Source organism: Paraburkholderia sp. Cpub6, from assembly GCF_014201065.1.
Taxonomy (GTDB): domain Bacteria; phylum Pseudomonadota; class Gammaproteobacteria; order Burkholderiales; family Burkholderiaceae; genus Paraburkholderia; species Paraburkholderia tuberum.
Genome location: NZ_JACHDM010000011.1, coordinates 1 through 19,771, shown reverse-complemented (window position 1 = coordinate 19,771; position 19,771 = coordinate 1). Strand labels below are relative to the sequence as shown.

The following is a 19,771-nucleotide window of genomic DNA, read 5'->3' as shown; positions in this document are numbered from 1 at the left end:
GACACAAGTGAAGAGCCTCGAAGAAAAACTCGCCTATGGCTTAAAGGTATTCGGCGAAATCATGGGTGAAGACAAGGCAGCCGGCTTACGTGCCGCAAGCGAGTCCACCGGCTTCGGATCCGACATTTCACGCCTTGCCATCAACTACGCGTTCGCGGATGTCTGGGGCGACGACAAACTCGAGCGCAAGCAGCGCAGCCTCGTCACGCTGGGCATTCTCATCGCCAGCCGGCAGACGCTCGAACTGAAGAACCACGTCCGCATTGCCGTGCGCAACGGTCTGAGCGCACGCGAACTCGAAGGGGTGCTGATTCAGGCGCTTCCATATGCCGGCTTCCCGGCCGTCGCCTCCGCTACCACGGCCGTTCTGGAGACACTGCGGGAACTTGGCATCGACACCACGACCCGCACTTCGGAAGAACGCGGATTGCTGTGAGCCGACATCAGAGCGCCCCCGCGACCAAAGGAGACAATTTATGAGCACACCAAGCGTGGATATCGTGCCGACGATGCGGGAATTCAACGTTTCCAATGGCCTGCTCGGCAATCACGCCGAGTTGCAAGAACGCTGGAACGAAGACGGCTACCTGTTCTTTCGCGACGTTCTCGACCACGAGCCGCTGGAGCGCATGCGCGGTCTGCTTGTTGATCACCTCGACAGCAACGGCTTCGCGGACCGCAACGACCGAGACGTGCGATGGACTGGCAAAGACCGCGAAAATTTCAGCTTTTTCCCCGTGAAGGCGATGAACGAGCAGCGTGCGGCACGCACCGTGATGGAAGACCCCGCGGTTCGTGCATTCTTTCAGCGGCTGTTCGGCGTACCGCTTTATTGGGTACCTTTCACCGAATACCGCGCGTCGCCGCCCGCTATCGACAAAAGCCGCACACGGTTCGACTTCATTCATGAAGACGCTATCTACAGCGACCGCCTCGATTTCATCATCTGCTGGATTCCGCTCAGCGATATCGATGCGCAAGTCGGCGGACTGGCCGTCGCGGAAGGATTGCATAAGCTTCCGTGCCTGCACAGGAAGGACGGCGACAAGATCGTTCCCATCGATCTCGCGAGCGTGCCAGAAGACGCATGGCGCCGCACGAACTACCGCTTGGGCGACGTCCTGTTGATGAGCCGACGCACGCCGCACTCTGGTCTCAGCAATCATTCGGACCGTTTTCGTCTGTCACTCGACACGCGCATCCTGCCGCACGGCGGAAGTTTCCCGTTTGAGCCCCGGCTGCCCTATGTGGGCACGCTGACGTCGATCGAATCGGACCAGATCGTCGTGCGCGACGCGCATGGTGAACATGTGTTGCGACTCGACGACACGAGTTATCTGCGCGGCCTCCAGGGCAACCGCCTGCGCGGAGACGAAATTGCCGGGGTTTATCAGCCGGGATCCGAGGTGATCGTTGCACATGAAGGCGGCCTCGTTCAAACGCTGCGCCCGCAGCATTGATCGTGGTGTCAGGCGCAAAGACGAAGCTTCGTCTTTGCGCCTCGCGCCATTCGCCTTGCCCTTCGGCCTGGCAATTCTGAAGCATCGGTCACGGGGAGCCTTTGCTCGCTGTTTTATGAACATCGTGCTAATATCAGAACGAATGCTTGTGAGCACCAGGCCGCGAGCCTGCAATGGCTGTCACAGGGTTAGCGGCATCGCGCGCAAGCCGCCCAGGCGTGATACGCCTGGCCAACGTCTAACGTTCGACCTCGGGACAAGTCATGATCGATTCATCCGCCGCGGTACTCGTCATCGGCGCCACTGGCGCACAAGGAGGCGCCGCGGCTCGCCATCTTCTTGCGGCTGGACGCAAGGTACGCTTCCTGACACGAAATCCAGACTCGCCGGCTGCGCGGGCACTCGTCGAAATGGATGCGCAGGCGCTACGGGGAGATCTGGACGACCGCGACTTGCTCGCAAAAGCGATGGAGGGCGTCGGTTCCGTCTTCTCCGTTCTCCTGCCTGATTTTGATCGCAGCGACAGGGAACGCCGCCAGGGTTTTGCGCTCGTCAACGCAGCGCGCAACGCGGAGGTCCCGCAGTTCGTTCACACCTCCGTGGCGCAGGCCGGCAATCATGAGACGTTTCCTGGCTGGAGCGAGAAACGTTGGAACCGAAAATACTGGACGGACAAATGGGAAGTGGAAGAGGCCGTTCGCGCCGCGGGCTTCGAATCGTGGACGGTCTTGCAACCGGCATTCATGATGGACAATCTCGCTGAGCCGAAAACGGGCGCGTTGTTTCCGCACCTTCGCGAAAGCTTGCTGCTCAGCGCGTTGCTACCCGACGCACGAGTCGACTGGATTGCCGCCGACGACGTGGGCGCGCTCGCGGCCAGCGCGCTAAACGATCCGCAACGCTGGCACGGTGAGACCGTGCCGCTGGCGTCGGAAAGACTCACGATGTCTGAAGTTGCGAATCGCCTCGGCAACGTTCTGGGCGCACAGATCAACGTTTCGCACGTGTCACCGGATGAAGCCCGAGCAAAAGGTCTCGCACCCGGATGGGTGAATGCACAGGAATGGATCAACGCGGTCGGATACCGCGTCGATATCGATTCGCTTTCCAAACGTGGTATCCAGCTCACTCCGATGGTGGACTGGATCGATGCGAATCGACAGCACATCGTACTCGCATAGCTGGTCGATGGACCGCGTGTGCAAGCCTCAGGTAATGGAAAATCCGCAATGAATGATCGTGTCCCCTCATGGTTCGACCACGCCATGGCTCAACCGCGTCGATCTCACTTCACCGAAGGCGGCGGGGTGACTGTCCATTATGTCTCGTGGAACGCCGCAGACACCGGTAAGCCGCCACTTGTCTTCGCACACGGTTTTCTCGGGCACACGCACTGGTGGGACTTCATTGCGCCCTTCTTCACCGATCGCTTTCGCGTCTTTGCTCTGGATTTCCGCGGCATGGGCGACAGCGCCTACAGGCAGGAATACAGCGCCGACGTTTTCGTGCGCGACCTCGTCGCTGTCGTGGATGCAATCGGCTCTGGACCTTGCGTCGCGGTGGGCCACAGTTTCGGCGGATCGCGCCTGCTCCAGGCGTGCGCGACCTTTCCCGATCGTCTCTCGCATGCAGTCGTGCTCGATTCGTATTTCATGCTACGCGGCGAAACCTTGCCTGCAGTGGAACGACGCCCGCCGCCCCGCCCCTATCCGGACTGGCATACTGCACTCAGTCGCTTTCGACTCATCCCGGAACAAGATTGCGAGCCGTGGCTGCTCGAGCATCTCGCGCGGACATCACTTCGTCAAACCGCCGACGGATGGGTATGGCGCTTCGACCCGAAGTTGCGGAATCTCCAGCCGGTCGAAGGCGAAGAAGACCTGCTGACCCGCATCGCGGTTCCCGTCAGCTACGTGCACGCCGAGTGCAGCAGCGTGGTCAGCGCCGATCGCGCGCGCCGCATCGTAGCTGCGATTCCCGGCGCGAAGGGTCCGATCACGATGCCACGCGCAGGCCATCACATGATGCTTGACCAGCCACTCGCGCTGGTGAGTCTCTTGCGAGCCTTGCTAGCATGAATTCCAATCCGGGCGAATCGAAAACTGCGCCGTGGTCGAGCGGTTTGCCTCTTGCGGCCCTGATTGCGCGCGCCGTCGAAAAGCACGGCGCGACGCCACTCCATTTTCATACCCAGGCCGGCGCCTACACTTGCACCACCGCGTCCCTGCTGCACGACGCGAAAGAGATTCGCAAGGCACTCACAGCCCTCGGTCTGCGTCGAGGCGATGTGATCGCGATACAGCTTCCCACACAGCGCGAGACTGCGCTTCTGTATCTGGCTGCACTGGAGATCGGTGCGGTACTCGTGCCGATCGTACACATCTACGGTCCCGCCGAAGTCGGCTTCATCCTTCGACAATCCCGCGCCCGCGTTCTGTGCGTGCCCGATTTCTGGTCCCGAACCGACTACCTGGAGCGTGTCGCCGCGCTCGGCGACACGCCCGACCTCGAGCGCGTGATCGTCGTTGGCGATCGGGCGCCCTCGAACGGCATCACGTTTGGCGCGCTGCAACGACTCGCCGCGACAACGCATGAACAACGCCCTTCTGACCCGCCAACGTCGGAAGACATCTGCCTGCTGCTGTACACGTCAGGAACGACAGCTTCGCCCAAAGGCGTGCAGCACTCTCATCGCACAGTAGGCGCAGAGTGGCAGATTCCGTTCATCGACGGGCCTGGGCCGTATCTCACGCCCTTCCCTGCTGGCCATATTGCAGGCTTCAATTTCCTGTTGCGCCCATTCATTACAGGCACCGAGATGGTGTTCATGGACCGATGGGACGCCTCGCTTGCCGCGCGACTGGTCGATGAGTATCGCGTGCGCCTCTCGGGCGGCACACCGTTTCATCTCCAGGGGCTCCTCGAAGCCGCCCGCCGCGACGGGCGCAGCCTGGCGTCCCTCGCTTCTTACGGTCTCGGCGGCACGGGTGTCACGCCCGAGCACGTCGCCATGGCCGATCGGGCCGGCTTCGCGGGAACCCGCGCGTACGGGCTGACCGAGCATTCGACAGTGAGTGTCGGCTGGGCCGATTCGCCTTTTGATATCCGGGCCTGCACGGACGGTCGCATTCAACCCGGCTCGCAGGTGCGCGTTGTCGATGAGTTGGACAGCGACCTGCCTGCCGGACGCGACGGCGAGATTCTGATCAAGGGACCGGAGCTGTTTGTCGGCTACACCGACCCGGCGCTCAATGCGGCCGCGTTCACTCACGACGGATGGTTCCGGACCGGCGATATCGGCCGTCTCGACGAAAACGGCTGCCTGACCATCACGGACCGAAAGAAGGACATCGTGATTCGCGGAGGAGAAAATATATCGTCGCTCGAAGTCGAGCGAGTACTTGCCACTCACCCGGCCGTGCGCGATGTCGCCGTCGTGGCGCAGCCAGACGCACGATATGGCGAAAGAGTCTGTGCGGTCGTCGTCTTGCACGAACGCATGTCGCTCGACCTGATCGCAGTCCAGACCCACTTTGCCGGCGCGGGCGTGGCGAAGCAAAAGACGCCCGAGCAACTTTGCATCGTTGCAGAGCTGCCGCGCACGCCTTCGGGAAAGGTGCGCAAAGGCGATCTGCGCAAGCAACTTTCCGCGTAGTAGCAAATCAGCGGGTGCTTATCGAGCGGAGCCGTCCCGGCGCGACTTGAAAAACCGATCTCGTTGCATTGACACCTGATCGGACGAAACGAGCCGATCGTAGATCGCACGCGCTGCGGCCATGCCGGCATCGAAATCGGGCGACTCGGCTGCGGCGGCGATGGCATCCAGACACTGGCTTTCTATTGCATCGCTACAGCTCAGGCGTGAGCGCGCTTTAGCGACAATGGAAACCGGATCGCCATCAGGCAATGGCAACCGGCGAATCAATGGCAACGATGTACCGCCTATCTTCTGACGCGCAAGCTCGATCGCAAGGCGCGACATTTCATGCTCATCGCCATCGACGATCCGGTCAAATAACGCGCTGCCCCGGAAGGTTCCCGCGCACACGATTTGAGCACCAAGAATGAATTCGATCGACTTCGCGAAGCCCAGCACACGCGGCAAGCGCTGCGTGCCGGACAAAGGGATCACGCCGAGCTTGCATTCGGGCAGACCGATCTGCGCGTTGTCCGCGACCACACGGTAGTGGCACACCAACGCGGTTTCCAGACCACCGCCAATGGCAAACCCGTGGATAGCGGCTACAACCGGCTTGTCGCTCGCCTCGATCACCGGATGAACGTGCAGCGACAATGCTGGCCAAGCTGTGGCAGCGGAAGTGCCGAACTCGCGAATATCACCTCCCGCGGAAAAGCCGCGTCCACTGCCATTGAGTACGATCGCGCGAACCCGCGCGTCGCACCGGGCTGCTTCAAACGCGGCAACGAGTCCGCGACGGGTTCCCAGACCTAATCCGTTGACTGGCGGATGGCTCATCGTGACGATAGCGATTTCGTCTTCTACACGATACTCGACGTCGGCGAAGCGATGCGGCTTGCAATGCGTCATCGGTTATCCGCTGTGGCGTTTGACGTTGGCGGGCACTGTGCGCCTAACGGTTGTTAGCGAGCCAGCTCGGCATATCCGCCGGCCACGGATCGGCATACACCGCGTGCACACCCATCGCGGTCGTGTAGGCCAGATTCAGTATGTTGCAAAACGCGATGAAAGCCAGCACCCGAAGCGCCGTGCGCACCGCTGGATGGCAACCGACACGATCGACACCTCGCTCGATGGCCGTATATCCGTCTTCGTCGACGTTCAGAAGGAAGGCCGACGCCACGAAAGCAGACGGAAACAGCGTAGGTGCGGATTTGTGCAAAAGCGAAAAGCGCACCGAGCCCTGCCCACGCATACACGCTGGGCCAGGTTGTGCTGCGTCGAGCGACCAGTTCCGACATGCTTTGCCTCCTACATTATTCCCGGAATTCACATTTTTGAATAACGATCGTAAAAATGTACTCCCGCGGAAGTGGCGACGTCAAGTGCATGTCGCTCAGCGCCTGGTGGGTTATCGGCCCATGAGGTCATGAATCTCGTGATCGAGTGCCGCCATCGCGAACCGGGGCGCAACTGCACAATTGTTGACTTCGACCTGCCACTCCACCGGATTCACGAGCCAGAAGAACAGCCCATAGACGATGTGGCGCCGGTAGGCATCTAGCGCGCTTTCAAATGACGGCGGGTTGTTGACGCCGTGAAAGGCGAGCCGCTCAAGATAGTATTCGAGCAACGCGCGCTCCCATCTCGGCCGATCCGCGATATCCAGAGCCGATATCAGGAAGTACGTGACGTCATGAGCCCACGGTCCGCGTCGATACGACTGCCAGTCGAGAAAGCCGGGCGTGCCGTCGCGGTCGAAATACAGGTTTCCGAGGTGAACATCGCCATGGAGAAACGTCATCGGCCCGATGCGGTCGAAAGCGCGCAGATCGAGGAGCGCCCGCTCCATCCAGCCACGATCGTGAAACCGCTTTGGCACGGCGGCCCCGCGCGGCAACTGTGTATAGCTGGCGAACACCTCGGGTTTCAACTGGCCCCAGTGATAGGTGCCGGACTCGCCATCGGGCAGTGGGTCTTGCGACGCGAGCCACGCCAGTTCGCCATCGCTTTCGAGCGCAGGCGATTGCCAGAACTGCGCGTGCCACCGCGCTTGCGCGTCCAAATTTGCCGCCGCCTGCGCAAACGTCAGCGTCCGCTGCACGCGACAGAATTCCACTTCCCGTGAACGTAGATCCTCGAGGATCACGATCGACTGCCCGCTTCGACTGTCGGTCTCTGCATAGAAGCAGGCAGGCACATTTGCACGCAAGCAGGGATGGACTTCCTTGAAGAACTTCGCCTCGTATTCGTATATGTAGGCGTTCAGGTTCCGGTACTCGGGAACGAAACCGCCCTTGACGATCAGAGACTCCGGCAAGCCAAGCTCGCGCCCTGTTGCGTTGTAAGCAAGACGCACCCTGACTTTGGTAGCCGTGCCGTACATCACCTCGTCGACGGCCAGTGATTCGACGGCTACCCCTTCATGGCTGCGCGCGAGCGCCGACGTCAGCCACGAAGAGGTGATGTCCTCAACCTGCAAAGGAAGCGTGCCGGTATCTGGCTGCGGTCGGTGCGATTCCATCTGGGCGGGGCTTCTTTTCGCAACATTCATCTTGGCGCCTTCCTGTGAGATTGTATGTGCGTTCGTGCCGACATCATCATTGCCGGATCGACGTTCTCCACGCGCATGTTGCGCGGCACGTCCGAAAACCCGCAACGAGGGAAATCCCGGCTGGTATTATCGTTGCGTTTTTAGAACGATGTGCGTATTTTCGCTCACCGTTTCGACGAGGCCCGCTAGCACCGCGCTGAGTCGCGTCATTCCTGCCGCTCAAAAAACGACACACAGCCCCCTGGAGACAACTCGATGACCACATCCTTGCTTGAGCGGCTATTCGGCATCAGCGGAAAAATCGCTGTCGTGACTGACAAGGGATGCAATTCCAGCATCGATGTCGCCCCTGTGCTGGCCGAGGCTGGCGCACGGGTCGTAGTCGCCGATCACAGCGCAGCGCACATGCAATCGGTCGTCGACAAGATCGTTTCGGCGGGCGGCGAAGCAATCGCTATCGAGGCAGACGTGGAACGTGAAGCCTCCGTGATTGCGTTATTCAATCAGGTCAGCGCAGCCTGGGGTAGCCCGGACATCGTGGTCAATTGCGCGGCCATGACCAATAACGGGCCACTTACGGAGTTCTCCGAAGCCGCCTGGGACGAAGTGATGGCGATCGACCTGAAGTCTGTGTTCTTTTGCATGCGAGAAGCGATCAAGCACATGCTCGCCGCAGGCCGGGGTGGACGCATCGTGAACGTGACTACCATGGGAGCCACGCATGCCGTACTGAATGGCAATGGCGCCTACGGTGCCGCGCGAGCGGGCGTAGCGGGTTTAGTGCGCTCCGCAGCGCTGGACTATGCCCGCGACCAGATTCTCGTCAACTGCGTGCTTCCCGGTGCAGTGCCCGGCAAGGTTCAGTTTCATCCGGATATGCAGGCTCGCCTGAAAACAGGAAAGCTCACGGGACCCGGTACGGATGCGGAGCGACGTCTGCCGCTTGGATGGGGCGATCCCGCCGATATTGCCGCCGCGGTGCTGTACCTCGCAGGGCCGTCAGGCCGCTACATGACGGGCCAATCGATTACGCTCGACGGCGGATTTCTGATTAGCTGAAGACGTCCGCACCCAATCATCTTCACTGTCTGGTGAATTCCGATGAACTACAAACGATTGGGCCACAACGGCAAGACTGAAGCGAACCGAACAGCGCGACCTTCATCGACACTCAAAACGGAGCATTCCATGTTTAGTGAAACACAGATCGGCGCGCACCTCGCGCAGAGGTTCAATCTCACGGGCAAGACCGCCGTTGTTACCGGCTCTGCGCAAGGTCTCGGTCGCGAGACTGCGCGACTGCTCGCCGAGGCCGGCGCCAAGGTCGTGATTGCCGACTTGAACCCCGATGCGGCGTCTGCAACAGCGTCGGATATCGATGCGGACGGCGGCATTGCGATGCCATGCAAAGTCGACGTGGCCGACGAAGCATCCGTCAAGGCACTATTCGCAGCCGTCGATACGAAGTTTGGCGGTGTCGACATTCTGATCAACAACGCGGCGCACCGTTCGAAGGCCGAATTCTTTGAAATGTCCGTCGAACAATGGGACCAGATGCAAGACGTCACGCTGCGGGGCACGTTCCTGTGTTGCCGAGAGGCTATCAAGCGCATGAAGGCGAACGGCGGCGGCTCGATCGTCAACATCTCCTCCGTTGGCGCGCTTCGACCCACGCTGTGGGGCGTCAACGCCCATTACGACGCCGCCAAGGCCGGCGTGGACAGCATCACGCGATCACTGGCCAGCGAGTTCGCGGCCGACGGAATCCGCGTCAATTCAATCCTTCCAGGCGGCATGGCCAGCGAGGGCGGCAAGAACATCAGCGCGACGTTCAAGATTCGAGGGCCGATCGTAGGCGCAGGACGGATTCCGATGGGACGAATGGCCGCCTCGATCGAGGTTGCACAGAGCGTATTCTTTCTCGCAAGCCCTGCCGCAAGCTATGTCACCGGGCAGATCATCGCCGTGGACGGCGGCTTCACGGTCAGCTAGGCGGACTCCACGACCATGTTCGCTCGCGATCGACTGCTACCGATACAGATTGCTATTCGTGCGCAAAGACACGCGCTTGTCACGATCTCTTCGAAAGGCTTATCTCAGCAAGGGGTCTTCTCTAATTTTTCCATCAGTGTCAGAGCGTTAGGTACCGCCTCACCGCGCGCGGTATTGTCGAAAATACACCAGACCTCGGAGTTAGAGTTTCGAGCGTCCAAAATCCGCGCAGCCACCGCTTCGATGAACGGCTCGTCGTATGCCGAATAATAGGTTTCCGGCGAGCCATGCAAACGGATGTACAGCGTACCCGGATCACCCACCGGTTCGACGCCGGCGATCGGCGACGGATGCGCGCGCACGCAAGCGATCCCCGCATTTTTCAGCGTTTGCGCGCCCTCCTCGGTAAACCACGTTGTGTGGCGCGGTTCGCAGACGATAGGCGCTGCCGTGAGGCCGCGCAGTAGCGAAAAAAAATCTCGCGCCGGGACCGTATCCAACGCCAGGCGGGGCGGCAACTGAAGCAACAGGCACCCCAGTTTTTCACCCAACGGCGTGACCTCACGCACGAATTCTTTAACGGCGGCATCCGCGTCGCGCAACCTGAGCTCGTGCGAAATCCTCCGCGGAACCTTGACAGAGAACCGGAATGCATCGGGCACGCTTGCAGCCCACCGAGCATACGTCTTCGGCTGGTGCGAACGATAGAACGACGAATTGATTTCAACCGCAGAAAAGATCTGGGCATACCGCTCGAGATGGCTTCCGTGCGCAGGAAACCGCGCCGCTACCTTGGTCGACAGTCCCCATCCTGCACAACCGATTCGTATCGGCGATGCCGTGCAACGGCTCTCGCGAGGCGTCGCATGATTCGGGGGGGTTTTATCCGGCAAGGTCGGAGTCCATATTGGGTTTCTCAGTACGCGGAGTGACCGACAGATTCTCGCACTGACGTGAATTCAAGGTAGCGGGAACAGGAGATGCGTAGCTCTGCAGGATAGCCCGACGAGCGCTGTCTGATTGCGTCGCAAGTATTGATCGGATGCCACCCAACCACAGGAGATGTCATGAAACCAATCCTCTACCGCCGGCTTCTCGCGAGCGCGATCACAATCGCTATCGCCGCGATGTGCGTGGGCTGCAAGCCCGCCGATAAGGCGGGTGGACCAGCCAACGCGGATTCGGCGGCGAGCAGTTCGCCGTCCGCCGCAAGTCAGTGACAAACAGATGACCGCATTGCCGTGCGTGGACGTGGCAGTCCTGTCCACGCACGTCCACCCTGCTTCACCGCTTTGCTATTGCGGCAACGCATAGGCAATCACGTAGTCGCCGAGCTTCGTACCGAATGAGCCGTGACCGCCTGCCGCAATCACCACGAACTGACGTCCGTTGACCGAATAGCTCATCGGCGTTGCCTGCCCGCCGGCGGGCAGACGCGCCTGCCAGAGCTGCCTGCCGTTGTTCACGTCGAAGCCGCGAATGTAGTTGTCGGCCGTCGCGCCGATGAACGCCACGCCGCCCGCCGTGATGATCGGGCCGCCGAGCATCGGCATCCCCATCTTGAACGGCAACGGAATCGGTGAGCTGTCCCGCACCGTTCCGATCCGCTTCTTCCATACGATCTGGTTGGTCTTCAGATCGATCGCCGAAATGAAGCCCCAGGCAGGTTGCTTGCAAGGAAGACCGACCGGCGACATGAACGCATTCAGTGTCACGCCGAACGGAACGCCGTATTGCGGCTGAATTCCGGTCTCCGTCCCCGAACCTTTCGCGCCCGGTACCGGCTGAATCGGATTGCCCGGGCCACGCGGAATCAGCCGCGAAACGAACGGCAGCGCAATCGGATTGGCGACCGCAATCTGGCGATCCGTATCGACCGCCATGCCGCCCCACTCGAACATGCCGAGATTGCCCGGAAAGACCAGCGTCCCCTGCACCGACGGAGGTGTGAAGGTGCCTTCATAGCGCAGCTTGTGGAACATGATCCGGCATACCAGCTGGTCGTACATCGTGGCGCCCCACATGTCGGCATCGGTGAGATCCTTCGATGGCCGGAATGTCAGTCCGGAGAACGGCTGGGTAGGCGATACATGGTCGCCGGGCGCCGCACCCTGCGGCACCGGACGCTCCGGAGCCGGCACCACCGGCACGCCCGTGCGCCGGTCGAGCACGAACAGGTTGCCGGTTTTGGCCGGCGCATACACGACAGGCACGGTATTGCCCTTGACGTCGGTAATGTCCGCGAGCGTGGGCTGCGATGGCAGGTCCATGTCCCACAAGTCGTGGTGGACCGTCTGATAGAACCACGCGAGCTTGCCCGTCGACGCGTGCAGCGCGAGCAGGCCGCTCGCGAAACGCTCCTGCTCCGCCGTCCGGTTGCCGCCCCAGATGTCCGGCGTGGTCACGCCCATCGGCAGATAGACGATGTCCAGCTTGGGATCGTATGCAGCGGGCGCCCACGAGTTCGGGGACGTGAGCGTGTAGTGACCGCCGGCGGGAGGATTCTGATTCGGGTCCTTCGCGCCCGGGTCGAACACCCACAGCAGTTCGCCGGAACGCACATCGAAGCCGCGGATCACGCCCGACGGCTCGCGCGTCGAATAGTTGTCCTCGACCGCGCCCGCGACGACGATCACGTCGTTCGTGATGACCGGCGGCGAGGTCGGCTCATACATGCCGGGGGTCGTCACCGGCTGGTTGTGCTGGAGATCGAGATCGCCGCCGTTGGCAAAGGTTTTGCACAGCGCCCCTGTCTCCGCGTCGAGCGCATACAGGTGGCCATCGTTGACGGGCAGATAGATGCGGCGCATGCAGGCCCCGGCGGTCGCGGCAGTCGCAGCGGGCGCAGACGCTGGTTGCTGCTGAGCGGGCGCCGCGGCCGATGCTGCCTGCTGATCCGGCGCAGCGGCCGATGCGCCCGAGGGCTGATCAGCCGTCGGCGTGGGACCGGCCGCGGAAAGATCGACGTAAGACACACCACGGCAGGTCACGTGCTGGAACGACGGATCGGCCTTCAGCTGCGGATCGAACTTCCATTTCAACTTGCCGGTCCGCGCATCCAACGCCCATAGGATCTGATGCGGCGAGCATAGAAACAAGGTCTCGCCGATCTTGATCGGCGTGACTTCGTCCGTAATCTCGACGGGGTCGTTGGGGCCTTTGCTATCCCCGGTCCGGAAGGTCCACGCGACCTGTAAGTCCTTGACGTTTGCAGGCGTGATTTGAGTCAGTGGGGAATAGCGGGTACCGGCCTGGGTGCGCGCGTAGGCCGGCCAGTCGGCGGCGCTATCACCGGTCTCTGCGGGGGCCGCCGATGCCGCACTGAAGCTCCCGTTGACCGTTTGCGGGTCGTTGAAGTTCGCGTAGATGAGCACGCCCGCCCAGACAGCCAATGCAACGACGAGCGAACCAATGCCGAGCCCGCGTGCGCCCTCCATCCGCCAGCTCACGAGCAGCAATAGCCACACGCCGAAAATGACCAGCACCCCGGAGCGCGGAGCCAATGCCCAGAAGTCCGTGCCGGACTCCCACAGTGCCCAGACCGCCGTCGCAATCATCACGAGCGCATAGAGAACGAGCGCAGCGGGCTTGCGCCGGTAAAGCAACCACGTCACTACTGCGAGCAGCAGGCCCGTGATCAGGTAGTACCACGACCCGCCTACGGCAATCAGCCATGCTCCGCCGATCACGAGGTAAAGCGAAGTGAGCGCGAGAAACACAAGTGTGATTGCACCGATGACGACTGACCAACCGGGCTGTCTCGACATGATGATCTTCCACCCTAATCAAGAACGACGTACGCGCGCAGACCGCAAAAGATGGGCCTGGTCTGTCCTGTTGTTCGATGCAGGCGCCTGACTTCTCGCGGGTTATCGCGCGTGCAGCGATGAGATCGAACCTGCCGCGGACATGCAACCGATACCTCGCTATCTGACCTGTTGGCCCAGGTGGTCGAGAGCGTAGCGTCGGCAATGCTCAAGATATGCCGCTTCGTTGGCGACGGTCAATTGAATCATGCTGCGCCACAGCGATGATGACGCATCGAGCGATCTGGGCCCCTTGCCTGTCAGTCCCGCATAAAAGCCCTTGGCGCCCGCTGGGCAGGAGGCGGGAGATCTTTTGAGGGCGCCTTTTTCACAACTGTGTTCCTTCCTGCAACGGCCATCTTCTCCAGTTGCCTAGTCACCATGGACCGGCACGGGAGCAAGCTTGGCCAACCCGGATCTTCTCGATAGCGACCCGAAGACCGCGCACATCGTCGCTGTGCAAGCGAGCCCGTGCGACGAGCTCGTTATCCGCACGCAGCCAACCGCGGTCGATCGCCCGTGCCGGCGCCAAGCGTCTTGCGCTTGCCGCGACGATCCCCGGCTCGAGCATGGCGTTTATCGACGGCTCCGTCGTCAATGTAGCGCTGCCTGCCATTCAGAGCGAGCTCCACGCGAGCGTTGCGGCGATGCAGTGGATCGTCAACACCTACCTGCTCTTTCTCGGGTCCTTTGTGCTGGTGGGCGGATCGATGGGCGACAAGCTCGGCCACCGCTCGGTATTCATCGTGGGCATCGGGGTCTTCACGCTGGCGTCGGCCGCTTGCGGGCTAGCGCCGAACGCGGGTTCGCTGATCGCCGCCCGCGCGGTGCAGGGCATTGGCGCGGCGCTCTTCGTGCCCAGCAGTCTGGCGATCATCGGCGCCGTATTCGAAGGCGAAGCGCGCGGACCGGCAATCGGTACCTGGGCGGGCCTCGGCGCGATCACGTCGGCGGTAGGACCGGTGGCGGGCGGCTCGCTCGTCAACGCGCTGTCGTGGCGCGCGATCTTCTTCCTCAACGTCCCGCTTGCAGCGGTGACGATTGCGCTCGCGATTTTGTCGGTGCCGAACAGCCACAAGCTCGATGCGCCTCAACAGTCGGACTGGCCCGGCGCGCTGAGCGCGGCAGCGGGGCTCGCCGCTCTCACCTATGGCCTGACCCAGGCGTTGACGCATGGCTTCGGGCATCCGCTCGTACTGTGCGCGATCGGCGTCGGCGTGTTTGTGCTGGCCGCATTCGTGATGATCGAAGCGAACAGCCGTCACCCCATGATGCCGCTCGACGTGTTCCGCTCGCGCGATTTCACCAGCGCCAACCTGGTGACGTTGCTGCTCCACTTCGGTCTGGGCGGCGTACTGTTCTTCCTGCCGTTCTGGCGCGCTCCGTTAGTCTCGGCCGGAACCCGAATTTGTGGGTTCGGCCGCAAGCGGTCCTCTGCAAACGCATGACGAACGTCTCTTGATGAGACGCGACCCGCCATTCGGCCAAGGGACCTCGAAAAACGATTCCTAAGTCGAGGCAGTTTATTTTTCAAGCGCCGTGTTAGGCGGCTTAGACTTCGATTGCCATGCTGATCTATGACGCCTTCGGGCAATTCGTCCCCTGTGCTGCTCGCCCAATTTCTGGCGCATGCGTTCGATGTAGTCGTTAGCACCGCTGAAACCCTCGGCGTTCAGTGCGTTGGTCGACGCCATCAACGATGAAGCCGCCAGCTTCTACAAAAAGTACGGCTTCGTGCCGCTTACCGATGAACCGCTCGCGCTGTTCCTGCCGGTAACGGGCCGCATCAGCGAACCCGCAAGCCGCGACGATGCCGCTCGCCGTGTGTCACCGGGCCGGGCGGTTGAAAGCGCCCGGCCACCCGGCTGATCGCCAATCAACTTCCTTTGTAGATCGAATGATCCGAGGCCCACTGGGTCGGTCGCCCCGAAGCGGCCGAACCCGATTTCACGCCACCGTAGCCACTGGACGCCTGCTGCTGGGCCGCCACGCTCGCCAGCGCTGCCTGGATGTTTGCCGGGTAGTGCGCGTCACTGTGGTTGCGGTCGTAGCCCGCTTTCTGCAGCTGGACGAGTTCCGCGCGCACCTGCTCGCGCGTCAGGGGACCGTTGTTGTGAGCGGACGCAACCGTGGGCAGAGCGAGGACCGACACGAGCGCGAGAACGGGGATGAGTGCTTTAGCCATGATGAAATCTCCAATTGTGAGCGTCAGAAACAGAAAGAAAAGACTGGTTAGCGAAACAACGGACCGCCGGGGCGGAAGCCTGTGCTAAGTCGTTGAAGCCAGTTTATCTGTTTACTATTTCATTACAATCGCCTTTCACCCAACAGAGCGTTTCCGCGTCTGCAACGTCGCTAGGCGTCTATCCGCACAAAAACGCTTGAACGGAATGGCGGTTAGCAGTTCGACATCAAGTTTGACGGCTTAATGCCGTATACAAACATCATGTGTGATTTCTTTATCAATCGTGTGTTGGCGCTTGCGCTGCCCGCTTCCTTCTTCTTGCGCCTTGCGCACGCCTCGTCATCGGCTTCCCTTTTAATTTATCCATGTTCAAGAATCTAAGTATCCGTGCCCGCCTGGCGCTGGTAATGGCTTTTCTCGCCGTGCTGCTGGTCCTTGGCGGCGTCATGGGCATCGTCAGCGTGTCGATGTGCAACAACGATTTGAAGGATCTGTATTCCAGCCGGCTGGCTTCTTCCGAGGCGCTCGGTCGGGCAAACGTCGCACTATCGAGGACGCGCCTCTGGCTGCTTCTCATCGCGCTTGATCCGGCCAGTCCGGACGTACCCCAACGAGTGCAGATCGCCCGGGATCTGCTCGCTGAGTCGAAGCAGGCGTGGGACGCGTATCGCGCGCTGCCGTTCTCCGGACCCGAGGAGGCGAGCCGCGCGGCCGACGTGAACGCGAAGCGCGACGCGTACGTCGCAAATGGCCTGGAACCGATGTTCAGCGCGATCGCCACCCACGATACGGCGAAGCTCACCGATGTCGCCGTGCACACACCGCAGTCGCTGTTCAGCGATTTCACCGGCGGCACATATTCACTGGGCCAGATGCAGATCACGGCTGCCCGCGCGACGTTTGAGACCTCGCAGGCCCGCTTCCACGGGTTCATCGGCGTAGCCCTCGCCGGTATGCTGATCGCGCTCGGTGCGGCGGCACTGGCCTGGTGGTCGCTGCAGCGCGCGATCGGCACGCCCCTTGCGCAGGCACTGGGCCATTTCAGGGCGATTGCCGACGGCGACCTGACGACGCAGGTCGAGGTCCGCACGCGCGACGAGATGGGGCAGTTGATGAGCGGCCTGCAGGCGATGCAAGGCAAGCTGGTGCAGACCATCAGTGTCGTGCGGGACGGCTCCCGGTCGATCGACACCGCCGCGCAGGAAATCTCGGCCGGCAACCTGGACCTGTCGCAACGGACCGAAGAGCAGGCCGCGTCGCTGGAGGAAACCGCCTCGTCCATGGAGGAACTGACCTCGACTGTGCGCCAGAACGCCGACAACGCGAGGCAGGCGACCACGCTGGCCAGTACGGCTTCGGGCGTCGCGCAACGCGGCGGGGAAGTGATCGGACGCGTGGTCGAGACGATGCACGGAATCTCCGATAGCTCAGCCAGGGTGGCCGAGATCATCAGCGTGATTGAAGGCATCGCGTTCCAGACCAACATCCTCGCGCTCAATGCCGCGGTCGAGGCGGCCCGCGCTGGTGAACAGGGTCGCGGCTTCGCGGTCGTGGCGGGCGAGGTCCGCACGCTCGCCCAGCGCAGCGCCACGGCGGCCAAAGAGATCAAGGACCTGATTGGCGAGTCGGTGACCCGGGTTGACGCCGGCTCGAAGCTGGTCGAGGAAGCCGGCAGCACGATTAACGAAATTGTCCAGTCGGTGAAACGCGTGACCGACATCATGAGCGAGATCGCTGCAGCATCGCAAGAGCAGAGCATCGGCATCGGACAGGTCAACACGGCCGTCACCCAGATGGACGAGGTGACCCAGCAGAATGCGGCGCTGGTCGAGCAAGCCTCGGCGGCAGCACAGTCGCTGGCCCAGCAGGCCCAGGGATTGCGTGACGCGCTGGCCGTCTTCAAGGTCGACAACAGGGGCACTTCCCCGTCACGGGTGATTGCCCCGGGGAGCGAACCGCAGCGGCCTGCACCGAAAGCCCGCACGTCCCGTCCCGCCACGTTGACAAGGCTAGAGACGGCGCCCCTGGTTACTCCGGACAGGCCTACAGTGGTTGCGGCCGGCACCGGTGCTGCAGACTGGCAGTCATTCTGAGCGGAACTGAAAAATTGAACCAAACCAACGACGCACTTGAACAGATGGCCAAGCTCGTGACCGCCAACACGAAGGCAATGAGCGCGCTTGGCGCGCAGGCGATGGTGCTGGGCAAGTTTCGTGATGCCGCCTTGCCCCACCTGACGGCGTTACAGCGCGCCGGGATTGCCAGAGCATTCCGGCAGGGCATTGAAGAAACCATGTCACTGATGGACGACGTGCCCCTGCCCGCGGAATATCATTCGGCGATGCTCGAACTCACCAATGTCATCCTCGCCACACTCGGCCCAAGCCGGGCCTCGCCCCTTTGAGCGAGCCGGAACGGCCGCTTTTGAATGGGATGAAGAGGTTCTCAAAAATTCGCCGAAGGGCTAGAGCGGGTCGCGTGCTGCCGATCGCCGTCAGGCAGTGACCGGCCACTTTCGGACGTTCACCCGTTCGCTCAGACAAACGTTCGAACGGCGGCTTTTACCGGCGGACGGAGAGAGCGGCAAGAAGCATTGGTCGCCGGCAAAAGCGATAGAATGCCCGCTCTGCAAAAGACAATATTGACGGGGTACACGGCATGGAGCGGCCGGGCGCGCAGCGTTGGCATGAGCAAACGTTTCTAGGTGTCTTTCGCGGACAACCTGAGAAGGAGCAGGCGCTCCTCCGGATATGCCTGGGCATGGTCGTGTTGATCGGCTATATCGCCGTCGCCGCGCTCCAACGCACGGCCGCCGCGTATGACACTCTGGGCGTGGTTTTCGCATACGTTGTATTCGGCGTGGTGACATACATAGCAGCGACCGCCGCGACAGTTCGGCCGCGCCTTCGATTGACGGTCACCACCATTGCAGACCAGGCCCTTGTCATGACTGCCTTGGCGCTCGGCGGGCGCGTGGCGCTGCCCTTGCTCTGGGTCGTGTTCTGGTTTCTTGTGGGTGCCGGTTGCCGCCACGGCAAGCGGCCGTTGCTACTTTCATGTGCAGTTGCGCTTGCAGGCGTCGTGATTTTGATGCACGTCGAGCCGTGGTGGAGAGAAAACCTCGCGGTGGGATTGGGCATCATGCTCAGCATCGCGGCGACTTCCGTGTACTTGATGGCCCTCGTGCATCGGCTCGAACGGCAGGCTGCGACGGACCCTCTGACAGGACTCAGCAACCGCACTCGCCTCGAGCAGGCGATCGCTAAAGCGACTGCGGCGCGAGACGACGATAAAGGACAGTCTGTCTTGCTGTTCATCGATCTCGACGGCTTCAAGTACGTCAATGACGCTTATGGGCATGCGGTGGGTGATGAACTGTTGCAGTGCTTCGCCAACGGTCTGCAGACACGCATTCGCCGCGGCGATACGGTTGCCCGCCTGGGAGGCGACGAGTTCGCGGTGCTCGCCCGCCACGTGCATGGCGACGCCGGCGCGCGCGCGATTGCCGACGGTATTCACGACATCCTTCATGGGCTTCGAGAGATCGGCGGTCATCCCGTCGCCGTATCGGCCAGCATTGGCGTGCGCATGCTCGGTGCCAATAGCGCGGACGGACGTCTTGATGTACACGCCCTGATGCGCCAGGCCGATAGCGCGATGTATCGCGCCAAAGCGAACGGGACGGACAAAACCTCATTCTTCGATGAGACGGGTGCCGGCGTGTAAGCGGACAGGGCTCCCGGCGGTGTCCTGCTCGTGTTGGCGAGCGCATTTGACGCAGGTGCCGGGCCGCGGCCGCTCGTATCTGGGAGCATGTGCGCGTCGTCTCGCTGCGGAAGGTAGTTTCGTTTCGCGGCTCGAGTTTGGCCCGGAGTGGGGCGAACTGAGACGGTCGCCATCCGCCGCCAGGAGCAGCCATTCCTGCGCATCCTTGATACGACGTTTCAATGGCCGATCCACACCGGCGGATTCAACCGGTGGATGCAATAGTTTGCTGGAATCGGTCGCGGGCAGCAACTGCGCTGTCGCGCAGTGTTGATCCGGGAAGGATCAACAGCGAAACACGCCCGCGAAAATCAACAGGATGGATCGCTAAAGGCGAGCTCGACTAATGGTGCGAGCATCATGGCAGCC

18 protein-coding genes and 1 pseudogene are annotated in these 19,771 nt (G+C 61.7%); 13 read left to right on the top strand and 6 right to left on the bottom strand.

All coding sequences use genetic code 11. The features are described from left to right. The first annotated feature begins 7 nt into the window (after positions 1-7). The 5 genes from HDG33_RS19410 (at position 8) to HDG33_RS19390 (ending at position 5,115) form a co-directional block, all read left to right on the top strand. The gene (locus HDG33_RS19410) at positions 8-436 is read left to right on the top strand and encodes a carboxymuconolactone decarboxylase family protein (protein ID WP_008917662.1); all 429 of its coding nucleotides are present in this window, start codon (positions 8-10) and stop codon (positions 434-436) included. Further along, a complete protein-coding gene (locus tag HDG33_RS19405) occupies positions 387-1,460 on the top strand; it encodes a phytanoyl-CoA dioxygenase family protein (RefSeq protein ID WP_260330506.1) in 1,074 nt (357 codons plus the stop codon). The genes HDG33_RS19410 and HDG33_RS19405 overlap by 50 nt, the downstream gene beginning before the upstream one ends. A 263-nt stretch (positions 1,461-1,723) precedes the next feature. Beyond that, a complete protein-coding gene (locus tag HDG33_RS19400; protein ID WP_184032184.1) occupies positions 1,724-2,641 on the top strand; it encodes an NmrA family NAD(P)-binding protein in 918 nt (305 codons plus the stop codon). 48 nt (positions 2,642-2,689) lie between these two features. Then, positions 2,690-3,538 (top strand): alpha/beta fold hydrolase, encoded by an 849-nt coding sequence (locus tag HDG33_RS19395; protein WP_184032183.1) that lies wholly within the window; start codon positions 2,690-2,692, stop codon positions 3,536-3,538. Further along, positions 3,535-5,115, top strand: coding sequence for an AMP-binding protein (locus tag HDG33_RS19390; RefSeq protein WP_184032182.1), 1,581 nt, complete (start codon positions 3,535-3,537; stop codon positions 5,113-5,115). The genes HDG33_RS19395 and HDG33_RS19390 overlap by 4 nt, the downstream gene beginning before the upstream one ends. Positions 5,116-5,133: 18 nt before the next feature. Here the strand turns inward: HDG33_RS19390 and HDG33_RS19385 are convergent, their stop codons facing one another. From HDG33_RS19385 to HDG33_RS19375, 3 genes are all read right to left on the bottom strand, one after another. Further along, on the bottom strand, positions 5,134-6,009 hold the full coding sequence (locus HDG33_RS19385) for an enoyl-CoA hydratase-related protein (RefSeq protein WP_184032181.1): 876 nt from the start codon (positions 6,007-6,009) through the stop codon (positions 5,134-5,136). A gap of 43 nt (positions 6,010-6,052) precedes the next feature. Beyond that, entirely contained in the window at positions 6,053-6,355 is a 303-nt protein-coding gene (locus HDG33_RS19380; RefSeq protein WP_260330505.1) for a hypothetical protein, read from the bottom strand. A 156-nt stretch (positions 6,356-6,511) separates the two neighbouring features. Further along, entirely contained in the window at positions 6,512-7,654 is a 1,143-nt protein-coding gene (locus HDG33_RS19375) for a phosphotransferase (RefSeq protein ID WP_221311475.1), read from the bottom strand. A 255-nt stretch (positions 7,655-7,909) separates the two neighbouring features. Between HDG33_RS19375 and HDG33_RS19370 the strand changes: the two genes are divergently transcribed. Continuing rightward, complete coding sequence (locus HDG33_RS19370) at positions 7,910-8,713, top strand: SDR family NAD(P)-dependent oxidoreductase (RefSeq protein WP_184032180.1); 804 nt, start codon at positions 7,910-7,912, stop codon at positions 8,711-8,713. Positions 8,714-8,770: 57 nt separating this feature from the next. Then, positions 8,771-9,646, top strand: a complete 876-nt coding sequence (locus tag HDG33_RS19365) for an SDR family NAD(P)-dependent oxidoreductase (RefSeq protein WP_260330504.1) — start codon at positions 8,771-8,773, stop codon at positions 9,644-9,646. Positions 9,647-9,750: 104 nt separating this feature from the next. On the opposite strand, the gene HDG33_RS19360 is transcribed toward HDG33_RS19365, so the two are convergent. After that, a complete protein-coding gene (locus HDG33_RS19360; RefSeq protein WP_184032179.1) occupies positions 9,751-10,539 on the bottom strand; it encodes a DUF72 domain-containing protein in 789 nt (262 codons plus the stop codon). Between the two features lie 174 nt (positions 10,540-10,713). On the opposite strand from HDG33_RS19360, the gene HDG33_RS19355 reads away from it, so the two are divergent. Then, positions 10,714-10,866, top strand: a complete 153-nt coding sequence (locus HDG33_RS19355) for a hypothetical protein (protein WP_184032178.1) — start codon at positions 10,714-10,716, stop codon at positions 10,864-10,866. A gap of 75 nt (positions 10,867-10,941) precedes the next feature. Here HDG33_RS19355 and HDG33_RS19350 read toward each other — a convergent pair whose 3' ends face one another. Then, positions 10,942-13,413, bottom strand: coding sequence for a glucose/quinate/shikimate family membrane-bound PQQ-dependent dehydrogenase (locus tag HDG33_RS19350; RefSeq protein ID WP_184032177.1), 2,472 nt, complete (start codon positions 13,411-13,413; stop codon positions 10,942-10,944). A gap of 442 nt (positions 13,414-13,855) precedes the next feature. On the opposite strand from HDG33_RS19350, the pseudogene HDG33_RS19345 reads away from it, so the two are divergent. Both HDG33_RS19345 and HDG33_RS19340 read left to right on the top strand, forming a co-directional pair. Then, positions 13,856-14,825 (top strand): annotated as a pseudogene (locus HDG33_RS19345) (MFS transporter); the annotation flags it as partial. A 307-nt stretch (positions 14,826-15,132) separates the two neighbouring features. Continuing rightward, positions 15,133-15,321: a hypothetical protein gene (locus HDG33_RS19340; protein WP_184032176.1), complete on the top strand. Its 189-nt coding sequence runs from the start codon at positions 15,133-15,135 to the stop codon at positions 15,319-15,321. A gap of 7 nt (positions 15,322-15,328) precedes the next feature. Here the strand turns inward: HDG33_RS19340 and HDG33_RS19335 are convergent, their stop codons facing one another. Next, positions 15,329-15,637, bottom strand: coding sequence for a DUF4148 domain-containing protein (locus HDG33_RS19335; RefSeq protein ID WP_184032175.1), 309 nt, complete (start codon positions 15,635-15,637; stop codon positions 15,329-15,331). Between the two features lie 365 nt (positions 15,638-16,002). On the opposite strand from HDG33_RS19335, the gene HDG33_RS19330 reads away from it, so the two are divergent. From HDG33_RS19330 to HDG33_RS19320, 3 genes are all read left to right on the top strand, one after another. After that, entirely contained in the window at positions 16,003-17,730 is a 1,728-nt protein-coding gene (locus HDG33_RS19330) for a methyl-accepting chemotaxis protein (RefSeq protein WP_184032174.1), read from the top strand. Between the two features lie 14 nt (positions 17,731-17,744). Then, a complete protein-coding gene (locus tag HDG33_RS19325) occupies positions 17,745-18,041 on the top strand; it encodes a hypothetical protein (RefSeq protein WP_184032173.1) in 297 nt (98 codons plus the stop codon). A 254-nt stretch (positions 18,042-18,295) separates the two neighbouring features. Next, positions 18,296-19,363, top strand: a complete 1,068-nt coding sequence (locus tag HDG33_RS19320) for a GGDEF domain-containing protein (protein WP_260330503.1) — start codon at positions 18,296-18,298, stop codon at positions 19,361-19,363. Positions 19,364-19,771 lie beyond the last annotated feature (408 nt).

Bases quoted from the DNA above. Each gene is read 5' to 3' on its own strand.
- HDG33_RS19400 (WP_184032184.1), top strand. From the start codon at position 1,724: ATGATCGATTCATCCGCCGCGGTACTCGTCATCGGCGCCACTGGCGCA.
- HDG33_RS19320 (WP_260330503.1), top strand. From the start codon at position 18,296: ATGGAGCGGCCGGGCGCGCAGCGTTGGCATGAGCAAACGTTTCTAGGT.
- HDG33_RS19375 (WP_221311475.1), bottom strand. From the start codon at position 7,654: ATGAATGTTGCGAAAAGAAGCCCCGCCCAGATGGAATCGCACCGACCG.
- HDG33_RS19355 (WP_184032178.1), top strand. From the start codon at position 10,714: ATGAAACCAATCCTCTACCGCCGGCTTCTCGCGAGCGCGATCACAATC.
- HDG33_RS19330 (WP_184032174.1), top strand. From the start codon at position 16,003: ATGTTCAAGAATCTAAGTATCCGTGCCCGCCTGGCGCTGGTAATGGCT.
- HDG33_RS19385 (WP_184032181.1), bottom strand. From the start codon at position 6,009: ATGACGCATTGCAAGCCGCATCGCTTCGCCGACGTCGAGTATCGTGTA.
- HDG33_RS19350 (WP_184032177.1), bottom strand. From the start codon at position 13,413: ATGTCGAGACAGCCCGGTTGGTCAGTCGTCATCGGTGCAATCACACTT.
- HDG33_RS19370 (WP_184032180.1), top strand. From the start codon at position 7,910: ATGACCACATCCTTGCTTGAGCGGCTATTCGGCATCAGCGGAAAAATC.
- HDG33_RS19395 (WP_184032183.1), top strand. From the start codon at position 2,690: ATGAATGATCGTGTCCCCTCATGGTTCGACCACGCCATGGCTCAACCG.
- HDG33_RS19335 (WP_184032175.1), bottom strand. From the start codon at position 15,637: ATGGCTAAAGCACTCATCCCCGTTCTCGCGCTCGTGTCGGTCCTCGCT.
- HDG33_RS19390 (WP_184032182.1), top strand. From the start codon at position 3,535: ATGAATTCCAATCCGGGCGAATCGAAAACTGCGCCGTGGTCGAGCGGT.
- HDG33_RS19380 (WP_260330505.1), bottom strand. From the start codon at position 6,355: ATGCGTGGGCAGGGCTCGGTGCGCTTTTCGCTTTTGCACAAATCCGCA.